This window comes from Bariatricus sp. HCP28S3_A7, assembly GCF_052066375.1.
In the GTDB taxonomy this organism is placed as follows: domain Bacteria; phylum Bacillota; class Clostridia; order Lachnospirales; family Lachnospiraceae; genus Allocoprococcus.
The window spans coordinates 54,905-67,430 of record NZ_JBQHSG010000004.1 but is presented as its reverse complement, the minus strand read 5'-3'; the positions used below and the strand labels follow the sequence as shown (position 1 = coordinate 67,430).

12 protein-coding genes, 2 tRNA genes, 2 pseudogenes and 1 riboswitch are annotated in these 12,526 nt (G+C 43.6%); of the genes and pseudogenes, 15 read left to right on the top strand and 1 reads right to left on the bottom strand.

Going from position 1 to position 12,526, the window contains the following annotated elements; genetic code table 11:
* Nucleotides 1-364: 364 nt before the first annotated feature.
* Nucleotides 365-1,192, bottom strand: coding sequence for a MerR family transcriptional regulator (locus ACTNA4_RS04035; RefSeq protein ID WP_427818916.1), 828 nt, complete (start codon nucleotides 1,190-1,192; stop codon nucleotides 365-367).
* 122 nt (nucleotides 1,193-1,314) lie between these two features.
* On the opposite strand from ACTNA4_RS04035, the gene ACTNA4_RS04030 reads away from it, so the two are divergent.
* The 15 genes and pseudogenes from ACTNA4_RS04030 to ACTNA4_RS03960 all read left to right on the top strand — a co-directional run bounded on the left by ACTNA4_RS04030 (nucleotide 1,315) and on the right by ACTNA4_RS03960 (nucleotide 12,470).
* A complete protein-coding gene (locus tag ACTNA4_RS04030) occupies nucleotides 1,315-2,634 on the top strand; it encodes an MATE family efflux transporter (protein WP_427818917.1) in 1,320 nt (439 codons plus the stop codon).
* A gap of 133 nt (nucleotides 2,635-2,767) precedes the next feature.
* Nucleotides 2,768-2,838, top strand: a tRNA-Gln gene (locus ACTNA4_RS04025).
* A 54-nt stretch (nucleotides 2,839-2,892) separates the two neighbouring features.
* A tRNA-Pro gene (locus ACTNA4_RS04020) sits at nucleotides 2,893-2,966 on the top strand.
* Between the two features lie 367 nt (nucleotides 2,967-3,333).
* Nucleotides 3,334-4,117 (top strand): annotated as a pseudogene (locus tag ACTNA4_RS04015) (trans-sulfuration enzyme family protein); the annotation flags it as partial.
* A gap of 110 nt (nucleotides 4,118-4,227) precedes the next feature.
* Entirely contained in the window at nucleotides 4,228-4,908 is a 681-nt protein-coding gene (locus ACTNA4_RS04010; RefSeq protein WP_441028651.1) for an AzlC family ABC transporter permease, read from the top strand.
* Complete coding sequence (locus ACTNA4_RS04005) at nucleotides 4,905-5,225, top strand: branched-chain amino acid transporter permease (RefSeq protein ID WP_441016561.1); 321 nt, start codon at nucleotides 4,905-4,907, stop codon at nucleotides 5,223-5,225. Before ACTNA4_RS04010 ends, ACTNA4_RS04005 begins: the two co-directional genes overlap by 4 nt.
* 72 nt (nucleotides 5,226-5,297) lie before the next feature.
* A pseudogene (locus ACTNA4_RS04000) lies at nucleotides 5,298-5,564 on the top strand (tRNA threonylcarbamoyladenosine dehydratase); the annotation flags it as partial.
* An 83-nt stretch (nucleotides 5,565-5,647) separates the two neighbouring features.
* Nucleotides 5,648-6,280 (top strand): TetR/AcrR family transcriptional regulator, encoded by a 633-nt coding sequence (locus ACTNA4_RS03995; RefSeq protein WP_427806329.1) that lies wholly within the window; start codon nucleotides 5,648-5,650, stop codon nucleotides 6,278-6,280.
* Nucleotides 6,267-7,145, top strand: coding sequence for an ATP-binding cassette domain-containing protein (locus ACTNA4_RS03990; RefSeq protein ID WP_427806330.1), 879 nt, complete (start codon nucleotides 6,267-6,269; stop codon nucleotides 7,143-7,145). The genes ACTNA4_RS03995 and ACTNA4_RS03990 overlap by 14 nt, the downstream gene beginning before the upstream one ends.
* Nucleotides 7,145-7,930 carry an ABC transporter permease subunit gene (locus ACTNA4_RS03985; RefSeq protein WP_441028649.1) on the top strand — a complete coding sequence of 262 codons (786 nt, stop codon included), beginning with the start codon at nucleotides 7,145-7,147 and terminating at the stop codon, nucleotides 7,928-7,930. Before ACTNA4_RS03990 ends, ACTNA4_RS03985 begins: the two co-directional genes overlap by 1 nt.
* 48 nt (nucleotides 7,931-7,978) lie before the next feature.
* A complete protein-coding gene (locus tag ACTNA4_RS03980) occupies nucleotides 7,979-8,824 on the top strand; it encodes a YitT family protein (RefSeq protein ID WP_427818922.1) in 846 nt (281 codons plus the stop codon).
* A 145-nt stretch (nucleotides 8,825-8,969) separates the two neighbouring features.
* Nucleotides 8,970-9,977 carry an SPFH domain-containing protein gene (locus ACTNA4_RS03975; RefSeq protein WP_441028647.1) on the top strand — a complete coding sequence of 336 codons (1,008 nt, stop codon included), beginning with the start codon at nucleotides 8,970-8,972 and terminating at the stop codon, nucleotides 9,975-9,977.
* A 1-nt stretch (nucleotide 9,978) separates the two neighbouring features.
* Nucleotides 9,979-10,191 (top strand): PTS ascorbate transporter subunit IIC, encoded by a 213-nt coding sequence (locus ACTNA4_RS03970; RefSeq protein WP_427818924.1) that lies wholly within the window; start codon nucleotides 9,979-9,981, stop codon nucleotides 10,189-10,191.
* 149 nt (nucleotides 10,192-10,340) lie between these two features.
* A riboswitch (cobalamin riboswitch) is annotated at nucleotides 10,341-10,528 on the top strand.
* Nucleotides 10,529-10,747: 219 nt separating this feature from the next.
* A complete protein-coding gene (locus ACTNA4_RS03965) occupies nucleotides 10,748-11,935 on the top strand; it encodes a sirohydrochlorin cobaltochelatase (protein WP_441028645.1) in 1,188 nt (395 codons plus the stop codon).
* 16 nt (nucleotides 11,936-11,951) lie between these two features.
* Complete coding sequence (locus ACTNA4_RS03960) at nucleotides 11,952-12,470, top strand: hypothetical protein (protein WP_441028643.1); 519 nt, start codon at nucleotides 11,952-11,954, stop codon at nucleotides 12,468-12,470.
* Nucleotides 12,471-12,526 lie beyond the last annotated feature (56 nt).

Sequence of the window (12,526 nt, the reverse complement as noted above, 5' to 3'; positions counted from 1 at the left end):
GAACGGAAACCGATCTGAATGGAGAACGGGCGCCACAGGGAAACAGAGACAGTGAGACAAATCTTGGCGATCTGATCACAGATGCGATACTGTGGAACGTCTCAAAGGATGTGAATTAATCGTGTTACGATTAAGAGTGTGAACGGAAGAGCATTTGACCCGGTTGAGACATACGCTGTAGTAATCAATAATTTCTGTGCGGCAGGGCTTGGTGCCATTGGATATACAGTCCGAAAGAAATATACTGCAATGTAAAATGATACTTCAGGGCTGAACTTCGAATTGTTAAAATATATGAGCGCAAATTACTTTTTGATTCACAGATACGTGAAGGTAGAGAGTAATTTGCGCTTTTGACATTTGGTTACAATTTGCTGCAGGCACGCTCTGTATTTTTGGAGGCTTCTGCTTTTATCTGTAATTCCGTAATGTGTTCCCCGTAATTCGCGGACTGGTGAATGTCAATCCATAAAAACTCAAGAAGATCACCGGATAAAATCAGATGGTGTTTATCAGCATATTCTTGTATCATAGGAAAATAAGACTTGTGTTGGTGAGAATTGCCCTGATAACAGACGGAGAGATAGTCCCCTTCGTCCAGTTCATCCGTTCCGTTCGGATCAATAATGAATACCCCGGCATAGTTTCCGAAACGATTTTGGGTTGCATCTTCAAGAGGAAGAAATGAGCCGATTCGATTATTGCCAATAATGTACAGGTGATTTTTATCCTTATTCATCAGTTGCTTGATGAGCATATCCATTTCTTCGTCCGTATGGTAAAGGTGGTTGAGAATATGGCATTTACGCTTGGGAAAATGTTTAAGTATTACGGTGTCAAGTGGCTGGCGGGTAGCTTTTTCCAAGGTGGATAACCGTTCGGAAACATTTTCTTTCAGTTTTTCCAGAGCCTTCATATGTTCTTCTATGAGCCCTAATTCTTCCTCCAGGAGCGTTCGGGTGGACTCTATACTCCGGTTCTGCATATAATTCCGGATCTTTTCCATCGGAAAGTCTAAACGGCGCAGATCGCGTATGACGTTCAGTTTCCAAAGATCATCAAGACCGTAGATCCGGTATCCATTTGCCCCTCTTCTGGGAGATAAAATTCCAAGTTTTTCATAATAACGCAGAGAATCTGTACCAATCTGATAAATCTTTGAAATTTCACCGATCGTATAGTATTGTTTCATAAGTGACTCCTTTTATTGAGAACAGAAAAAAATTAAAACATTTTGCAAAAACGGGTTGACCTTAGTATTATACCAAGGTTTAATCTGAAAAGGAAGCGTATGAAAGTAGAGGTTTTTGTTTTATGCAATTGGAAGGCAAGTCGCTAAAGACAGATTTTTTGAAATTTATCATTCCGTCGATTATCGCACAGTGTGTATTCTCTTTATATACGATGGTGGACGGAATCTTTGTTGCACGAGGAGTTTCGGAAGTGGCGCTTACGGCAGTCAATATATCCATGCCATTTTCGGTAGGATTATTTTCAATTTCGTTGTTATTTGCTGTAGGAAATTCTACAATCGTTGCAATATCTTTGGGAAAGGGGGAAAAAGAGAGGGCGAATCAGGTGTTTACCCAGAACATAGTGGTTCTCTGTGTGCTGGCGGTAATTGTAACAGCGCTGGTTCTGATTTTTCTGGAACCATTTGCAAGATTCCTGGGGGCAACGGATACGATTCTTCCCTATGCGAAGGAATATATTGGTACAATCGCGCCATTTGCGATTGCGTACATGCTTTCGTATTCTTTTGAAACTCTGATCAAGACAGATGGGTATCCGAAGCTGGCTACGATTTATGTTACCAGCGGTGCAGTTCTAAACTGCATTCTGGATTATCTTATGGTAATACGATGGAACCAGGGCGTACGGGGAGCAGCTTGGGCAACAGGCCTTTCTCAGGCTGCTGTCATTGTACTGTATCTAAAGCATTTCCTCGGGCCCAAAGGAACGATCCGCTTTGCCGGATTCCGGTTCAGCTTTGCGGTTATATGGCGTCAGATACAGAATGGGTTCGCGTCCGGCATTACGGAGTTTTCGGGTGGAATGATCATCTTCTTCTTTAACCAGGCCATACTGGCATTTATCGGAGAAGAAGCCTTGGTAAGTTATACGATCATTTCCTACGTGAATACGATTGTGGTGATGTCAATGACCGGAATCGCTCAGGGAACACAGCCGCTGATCAGCTATTATTATGGTAAAGGGGAGCGGAAAAAGTATCAGAAGCTTCTGAAATACGGGATTGTGGCGGCTATGGTATTTTCGGGTGTATCAACGGCAGGCTGCTATCTGGGAGCAGAAGGAATTGTAAAAGTATTCCTGGAAAACGACAATCCGCAGCTCATAGCGTATACTGTGCGAGTGTTTCGCGTTTTTATCCTGTCCTTTCTGCTGGCGGGATATAATGTAGTGATTGGCGGGTATTTTACATCGATCGAAAAGGCAGGATTTGCAGCGGCAATATCATTGACGAGGAGCCTGGTTGCGTTGGTGGGAAGTCTGGTGATTCTGACGGCTGTGTTCGGCGGAGAAGGAATCTGGTGGTCACCGCTTTTGGCAGAAACAGTTTGCCTGATTCTGGCCCTTGGAATGCTGAACTGGTACAGAAAAAAGCAGATGTGAAATGTCTGAAAAAAGAAAGAAAAAACACAAGAAAACTTTCTTTAAAAAAAATAAAAAAAGGGGTTGCATTTCATGGAAGTTCTGGTATAATAACATTGTTCGCTGATGAGAGCGGCTAACAAACACCAGATAATGCGGATTGGTGTAATGGCAGCACAGCAGACTCTGACTCTGTTAGTAGAGGTTCGAGTCCTCTATCCGTAGCTCCTTAATTGAATAAGGGAAAAGGATATTCTGAAAAGAATATCCGAAACACATCGGAGTGTGGCTCAGCTTGGTAGAGCGCTACGTTCGGGACGTAGAGGTCGCAAGTTCAAATCTTGTCACTCCGATTTTTTAAACCACAAAACTTGAAGACGCAGGTTTTGTGGTTTTTTAGATAGTAGGGACGTTTCTTTTGCCACGACCAGCGCCCATTGGCATGATTTTATATCGAAGTTCCACTCCATGAGAGAATGATCTCATGAAAAAAGAAAATGAATAAAGGTGGGGTTCACCACTTACCACAAAGCAGCAGCATGAGGAAGAGAGTTTCTTCATGCTGCTGCTTTGCTATAGTTTATTCCTATATATCGTAATAATATATCTGGATTAGGCAGTGACATTTATATATGGTAAACTTATATTCATTGGAATGGTAAAAAAATGATAAGACCTTACAGAAAATATGAAAAAATGACTTTTAGGAGAGAGGAAAGTATGGACAGAGGGATCAATACAAGATGTCTTCATTTAAAAGAAACAGAAGGGAAATCAGAAAACTATGGTGCGATAAGTTATCCAATATATCAGACATCAACTTACGCACACCCGGGTGTTGGGAAAAGTACGGGATGCGATTACACTATTGATGGAGCTGTTTGAGCCCGGTGATCATTTGGTTGTCGAATCAGATCTGTATGGTGGGAGCATTCGACTGTTTGATAATGTCTCTAAAAAGAATCATTATGAATTTACATTTCTGGATTGTTCTAATGAAGATGTAGAGGGGGCCATTCGGGAAAACACGAAGGCCATATATATAGAAACGCCTACGAATCCGATGATGAATGTTTCAGATATATCTTACATTGCCGGAATAGCGAAGAAACATCATTTATTGTTGATTGTGGATAACACATTCTTGTCACCATATTTTCAAAACCCATTGGAACTTGGAGCTGATATTGTAATACACAGCGGGACAAAGTTTCTGGGAGGACATAATGATACACTTGCAGGATTTGTTGTAACGAACAACGAAGAAATACAGGAGAGACTTCGTTTTATTATAAAGACTACAGGGGCAGGGCTTTCGCCTTTTGATAGCTGGTTGCTTCTGAGAGGAATTAAAACACTTGGAATACGTATGGAGAAATCACAGGAAAATGCAATTCAAATAGCTGTTTGGCTGAAGAAACAAAGTTGTGTGAAAAACGTGTATTATCCCGGTCTGCCGGAACATCCCGGCTATGAGATTATGAAGAAGCAGGCAAGAGGATTTCAGAGGATAAATGTTGCAGCTCCAAGAAAAATAATCACGGAATGCCTTGAACGGATTCGGGGAATATTGTGAAGATAAGTAACATTAAAAGAGAGAGGGAAAGTGTTAAATTGAGAAAAGAAATCCTGAAAAATGCATTTATAAAGTCCATACCAATCATGTTCAGTTATCTGTTTGTCAGTATGGCGTATGGAATCATGATGGAAGAGGCAGGATTTAAATGGTATTACGCATTGTTCATCAGTATGACGGTGTATACAGGGGCGTTTCAGTTCCTTCCGATTACTTTTTTGAGCAGTGGCGCTTCTATTCTTACCATCGCATTGATGGCTTTTTTGATGAATAGCCGGCAAGTATTCTATAGTCTGACATTTGTGGATGAATTCAGAGAAATGGGGAAGAAAATGTTGTATATGATCCACACCATGACAGACGAGACTTATGCGGTTAACCTGACTCTTGACTCAAAAGGGAAAGAAAAAGAAGATACCATGTTCCTGATTGCATTGCTCTCCCGATGTTACTGGATGATTGGCGCTGTTACGGGGGGAATCCTGGGGCAGGTGATTCCGTTTGATCTGAAAGGGATTGATTTTTGCATGACGGCCTTATTTATTATCATCTTTATAGACCAGTGGGAGAAGGCGGATAACCATCTGCCTGCTCTGGCGGGTCTGGCAGTGGCATTGATTTGTCTGATTACAATCGGAGAGAGAAATTTTATACTTTCCTCATTACTTATTATATCGGGCATGCTACTGGTTGTACGTAAACGGAGGAGTGGAGAGTGAATAAAAATGAGATTATTCTTGCAATTCTGGTATCTGCCGTTATAACATTCTCACTTCGCGCTCTGCCGTTCGTGGCTTTCCGCGATGGAAGAAAGATGCCGGAAGAACTGGTCTATCTTGGAAAAATCCTGCCTTCTGCAATTATGGCGGTATTGATTGTGTATTGTCTGAAAAGTGCAGTAACAGACTGGAGAGGGACCGGAGTACCGGAACTGATTGCGGCAGTGGTGACGGTGATTAGCTACAAGTGGAAACATAATACGTTATTTTCAATCGTATCAGGGACGGTATGTAACATGTTGTTGTGTTCGATGTAGAGAATCGTAGGAGGATTAAAATGCTGCATATTTGTCGCAAATCTGTAAAATTATATTTGAGGGGACAAGCCAATGATAAATCAATTTTCAAGGACACAGTTACTGTTGGGAGAAGAAGCAATGAAACGACTTGCGGGGGCGAAAGTGGCAGTATTCGGAATCGGAGGTGTGGGAGGATATGTGTGCGAAGCGCTGGTAAGGAGTGGCGTGGGAGCTTTTGACCTGATCGATGATGATAAAATCTGTCTGACGAACCTGAATCGTCAGAACATCGCCACAAGAAAAACAGTAGGAAAATATAAAGCAGATGTAATGAAAGACCGGATTCTGGAAATAAATTGGGCCTTCTCAAAATCGGTCAATCGTATATAATAGTAATTAACCGGACCGGTCAATAATCGGAGAAGCCAAGGAGGAACGCCATGAACGAGAAATTCTTTTCCCTTCCGATAGAAAAGCAGGAAGCGATCATCAACGCCGGCTATCGGGTGTTTTCGGAAAATTCTTATAAGAAAAGTCCAATGAGCGAGATTGCGGATGCAGCCGGAATCAGCAAGTCTTTATTATTCTATTATTTTCATAATAAAAAAGAGCTGTATTTGTTCCTGTGGGAGAATTGTGCGCAGCTCACGATTGAAGAACTGACGAAAAGTGGATGTTATGAGCAGAAGGATCTGTTTGAAGCTATGTACAAAGGAACGCAGGCGAAAGTACGTATCATGCGGAGGTATCCGGAAATTGGGAAATTTACGCTCAAGGTGTATTACGAGAAGGACCCGGAGGTCAGGGCGGATATCCAGAAAAGCATCGCAAAATATGCCGATTTTAAACAGAATGTCAAACAACTGAACTTTGACTCCAGTCAGTTTGTCCCCGGCATAGACATCGAAATGATGTATAACGATATGTACTGGGCTTCGGAAGGATATATCTGGGAAAAGATTCAGGATGAGAAGTACGATGTGGACATGATGGAGCGGGATTTCCTGAAAATGGTGGATTTCTGGAAATCTATTTATTTACGAAAAGAGGGGGAACACGATGAAGGCAATTGAAACAACGGATCTGACCAAATATTATGGTAAAGCAAGAGGGATTATTAAGTTGAATCTGTCGGTAGAAGAAGGAGAGTTTTTCGGATTTATCGGACCGAACGGGGCGGGGAAGTCTACCACGATCCGAACGCTTCTGGGACTGATCCATCCGACTTCGGGGCAGGCTAAAATACTGGGAATGGATATAGGGAAGGATAGAAATCAGATTCTGTCTGAAGTGGGATACTTGCCTTCGGAAGCAGTATTTTATCAGGGGATGAAGGTCAAAGATATTTTGAAGTTGTCTGCGGATCTGAGGAAGACAGACTGTGCGAAAGCATCGGCAGAATTATGTGACCGGCTGCAGCTTGATACGAGCCGGAAAGTGGAAGAGCTGTCTTTCGGGAACAGGAAAAAAGTTGCGATCGTTGCGGCGCTGCAGCATAATCCGAAGTTATTGATTCTCGATGAACCGACCAGTGGTCTGGATCCGCTCATGCAGAGGGAATTCTTCTCTGTCTTGAGAGAGAAAAATGAACAAGGTACAACCATTTTCCTGTCCAGCCATGTGCTGTCAGAGATTCAGAGAAATTGTACGAGAGCGGCAATTATTCGGGAAGGACGTATGATTGCCTGCGACAGTGTGGAAGCATTGTCCCGCACCAATGCAAAACGCATCACGATTCATGGAGCAATCTCACTTCAGGGATTGGATGGTGTACGTGATCTTCAGGAAACAGACGGCGTATCTAGTTTTCTTTATAGTGGAGATATCAAACGACTTCTCCAGATACTTGCAGGCAGTGATATCACGGATCTTTCGGTCGCAGAACCGGATCTGGAAGAAATATTTATGCATTACTATGAGGATGGAGGGGAGCAGTAATGACGTTAACAAAGCATGAATTAAAACAAGGCTGGAAAGCACTTGCGATATGGACGGTGTCGATCGGTTTTTTTATTGTAATCTGTGTGCTGCTGTATCCTGAAATGAAAGGTGAAATGGAAGGTGTCAGCGACATATTCGCTTCCATGGGAGCATTTACAGCAGCTTTTGGCATGGATCGTTTGAATTTTGGTACTCTGATCGGATTCTATTCTGTTGAGTGTGGAAATATTCTGGGATTAGGCGGAGCATTTTTTGCCTCTTTTGTTGCAGTCGGGGTTCTGGCAAAGGAAGAAAAAGAAAGAACCGCAGAATTTCTGCTTACACATCCGGTCAGCAGAAGCCGGGTTGTCAGTGAAAAGCTGATTTCTGTTCTTATTCAGATCGTGATTCTGAATGCGATCATCTTTGCGCTGTCGGTTGCTTCCATTAAAGGAATCGGAGAAGAGATCATGTGGAAAGAAATTTCTCTGATCCATCTTGCATTTTTTCTGGTGCAGCTGGAACTGGCAGGTATATGCTTTGGAATTTCAGCATTTATCAGAAAAAGCGGAATCGGAATCGGACTGGGAATTGCGACTGTGATGTATTTCCTGAACATTGTGGCTAATATTTCCGAAAGCGCAGAATTCTTAAAATATATCACACCATTTGGCTATGCCGAGAGCGCGGACATTGTGGAAAATGGCTGTCTGGATGGGAAAATGATTTTGATCGGGATGGCTGTGGCTGTCATTTGTGTTGTTCTGGGATATTGGAAATATTGCAGGAAGGATATTCAATAGACACAATTTGTGCTATGATAATGGAAGAAATATATTTTGGAGGTTATCATGAAAAAACAAGGTGTGTTCAAAGAGATGGCTATCCTTACAGGTGCGGTTGCGATCATCGCAGCAGCAGTATTTTTCTTCCTGATTCCGAGCCATACAGCGGTCAGCAGTATTTCAGGTCTGGCTATCGTGTTATCGAATTTTATCCCGCTTTCGATTTCAGCGATCACCATGATCCTGAATGTAGGATTGTTGATCATCGGATTTATCCTGTGCGGGCCGGAATTCGGATATAAGACCGTGTATACATCCATCATGCTTCCGGTATTTATGGGGATTCTGGAAGCGCTTCTGCCAAATAATCAGTCGCTGACCGGAGATCAGGCACTTGATGTACTCGCCTATATCCTGCTGGTGAGTGTGGGACTCAGTATTTTGTTTAACCGCAATGCGTCATCAGGAGGACTGGACATTGTTGCGAAAATCATGAACAAATTCCTGCATATGGAGTTGGGGAAGGCGATGTCCCTTGCCGGGATGTGTGTGGCACTTTCTGCTGCATTTGTTTATGACTCAAAGACGGTTGTACTGAGTGTGATCGGTACGTATTTTAACGGGATCGTGGTGGATTACTTTATTTTCGGGCAGAACGAAAAGAAAAGAGTGTGCATTGTATCCCAGAAGGAAGAATTGGTGCGGGATTTTATTCTGAACGATCTGCACAGCGGTGCAACGATCTATGAAGCGATTGGGGCGTATACGCTTGAAAAGCGCCGGGAGATCATTGCAATTGTAGACAAACATGAATATCAGAAGCTGATGAGATTCATGAATGAAAAGGATCCGGATGCATTTATGACGGTGTATTCGGTACATGACATGAGATATAAACCGAAAGTGTATTGAGAAATCAAAGCCAGTGATTTGTGTGAATCCACATTTCACCGGCTTTTGTTTTTTAATCCAAAATCTATTTTCTTTTCAAAATTATATTGCACATATGAAATAAATATGATATCATTTTGATATCAAAATAAAGGAGGGGGAACTCATGAAGGAAATCACATTAAACAATAGGAAGAACGGAATGCCGGTACTGCTTCTGACCATCGCTCTGTATGTACTCGCAACGGTAGGTCTGATCTTTGGGATCGAATACGAATACTGGATCCTTGTGGTTCTTTGCAGTATCTGGCTGGCACTTGGCTGGATTTTGTTTTTAGGTCTTAAGACACTGAAACCACAGGAAGCGCTTGTGCTTACTCTTTTCGGAAATTATGTCGGTACGCTGAAAGAGCCTGGTTTCTATTTTGTGAATCCGTTCTGTGTAGGTGTGAATCCGGCTGCGAAGACAAAGCTGAACCAGAGCGGAGACGTGGACAGCCAGTCCAAGAGGTCTGTAATTTTCACACAGCCACAGGCAGGACAGGCTGTGGAGACGGTGAATAAGAAGATCTCTCTGAAGGTTATGACACTGAATAACAACCGTCAGAAGATCAATGACTGCCTCGGCAACCCGGTGGAGATCGGAATTGCCGTTACATGGCGGGTGGTGGACACGGCAAAAGCAGTTTTTAATGTAGACAACTATAAGGAATACCTTTCTCTGCAGTGCGATAGTGCGCTCCGTAATATTGTGCGGCTATATCCTTACGATGTATCTCCGAATGTAGATACCACAGGAGACGGTGTCGCGGATGAAGGAAGCCTTCGCGGTTCCAGCGAAGTGGTTGCGGCAAGAATTAAAGAAGAGATCCAGGGCAGAGTGGAGGAAGCAGGCCTTGCGATCATCGAAGCGCGTATCACTTATCTGGCATATGCTCCGGAGATTGCGGCAGTCATGCTTCAGCGACAGCAGGCTTCTGCGATCATCGATGCGAGAAAAATGATCGTTGACGGAGCCGTGGGCATGGTGGAGATGGCACTTGAAAGGCTGGAAGAGAAGGATACAATAGCATTAGACGATGAAAGAAAAGCTGCGATGGTATCTAATCTGCTGGTTGTGCTTTGTGGAAATCATGATGCACAGCCGATAGTAAATACAGGAAGTCTTTACTAATATGGCAGAAACGAAAAAACAGATACCGCTTCGGGTATCACCAAAACTGTACGATGCCCTCGCAGCCTGGGCTGAAGATGATTTCCGTTCACTGAACGGGCAGATTGAATTTTTACTGACTGAATGTGTGAAGCAGCATCGAAAGGATGGCAAATATATTTCGAAGGAATTGCATGTGCGTCCACAGATCGATCTTCCGGAGAAAGAAGAATAATACATAAAAAGGCGGTGATGAGCCGTCTTTTTATGTTATGTGCAGGAGTTGTCGCCCGGAGTGGTCCGGCCGAAATAGATGAACATGCAGCGATTGAATTTGGAATCGGGGAAAACGAAGAAGCAGGCTTTACATTTCAGGCGGTTTGTGATAAGGTATGTTCGTCAGGTTCAGACAGCATTAGCTGTCTGATTAAAAGGGAAACAGGTGGAAGTCCTGTACGAACTCGTCACTGTAAACGGGGAGTGCAAGGCCAGGAATGTCACTGAGCAATCGGGAAGGCGGCCTTGGATCTGGATCCGTAAGTCAGGAGACCTGCCTGCAAAAAACGGAGTGGGAAGAACCCACAGGCCACGAGTAACTGGTCGCAACCGATAAGAGTCATATTCCACATTCTCATCATCAGGCACCGGTGAAAGACCGGCTGTTTTGGAGAGAGTGCTGTTTGCGTATGTTATTATGAAGTGTGCCTTTTACCGACGATATGGGAAAGGCACCTCTTTTTTGTTGTACGCATTATCGGGAGAACGACATAATAAGAAGGAGGAGATTCAGAATGAAGAAAAGATTACTCACAATTCTACTGGCCGTTTCCGTAATCAGCACATTAACAATAGCAGGATGTTCTGGTGGAAATGGGGAAGAAAAAGAGGAGACCAAAGAAACAGAAGATGATCAGAAAGCAGCGAATGAGGTGGCAGATTTGATAGACGCAATCTATGTTCAGGAAAGAAACGATCAGACGGATGAAGCGTGTAAGGCTGCAAAAGAAGCATGGGATGAACTGACGGATGAGCAGAAGGAACTGGTAGAAGGAGAAAATGCGGACCCGGATTATTTTGGAAAAGATACCGGAGACGCATCCGCCGACGATCCAAGGAACCAGGATGGAATCGGAGAAAATGAACTTCTGGCAGTCAGCTTCGGAACATCTTACAATGACAGCCGCGTGGAAGATATTAAAGGAATAGAAGATGCCCTGCAGGAGGCATATCCTGACTGGTCCGTAAGAAGAGCATTTACATCGCAGATTATCATCAATCACATACAGGCGAGAGACGGAGAATGTATTGACAATATGGATCAGGCTCTGGAGCGTGCAGTGAAAAATAATGTGAAGAATCTGATCGTACAGCCGACCCACTTGATGCATGGAGCAGAATATGATGAACTGGTCAAAGCAGTGGAGCGTTACCAGGACAAATTTGAATCCGTAAAGGTTGCGGAACCGCTTCTGGGTGAAGTGGGAAGCGATGCTTCGGCAATCAATTCAGATAAAGAAGCTGTTGCAAAGGCAGTGACGGCACAGGCTGTTGAAACAGCAGGATATGACAGCCTCGATGCAGCGAAGGAAGATGGTACGGCATTTGTATTTATGGGACATGGCACCTCCCATACGGCAAAAGTTTCCTACAGCCAGATGCAGACACAGATGCAGGTACTCGGCTACGACAATGTATTTATCGGGACCGTCGAAGGGGAACCGGAAGAAACTTCCTGCGAGGCAATTATTGAAGCAGTAAAAAATGCGGGATATAAAAAGGTCATTCTCCGGCCGTTGATGGTTGTGGCGGGGGATCACGCAAATAATGATATGGCCGGAGAGGATGAAGATTCATGGAAGAGTCTGTTTGAGAATTCCGGATTTTTTGAACAAGTGGATGTGCAGATTGCAGGACTTGGTGGAATCGAGGCTATTCAGCAGATTTATGTTGATCACACTGCGGCAGTCATTGATAAATAATGGGAGGATCAGAAGTATGAAGAAGAAAATAGCAGCCATGCTTGGAATGGCAATACTGGCATCCGCGTTGATGCTCGGATGTGGAAAGAAAGAAGAAGCTGCAAAGACAGATACCGAGACACTTACGGAAAATACAGCTCAGAGTGAAGAAGCCGGGGAGGCTGAACTGGAAGACGGAATTTACAGTGCAGAATTCCAAACTGACAGCAGCATGTTTCATGTAAATGAAGCCTGTGACGGAAAAGGAACTCTGACGGTTAAGGATGGTCAGATGACGATTCACATTTCACTTACATCGAAAAATATTGTCAATCTCTATCCGGGACTTGCAGAGGCTGCCGTGAAAGAAGGAGCGGAGCTTCTGATTCCTACCGAAGATACGGTTACCTATAGTGATGGAACGACGGAAGAAGTGAATGGATTTGATGTTCCGGTTCCGGCGTTGGATGAAGAATTTGACCTTGCGCTGATTGGAACGAAAGGAAAATGGTATGATCATAAAGTCAGCGTATCGAATCCGGTTCGGGAAGAATAAAATGTCAGGGTGCTGTTAAGTTACAGCGAAATCGTTGGTGGAACGGAGATCGAACC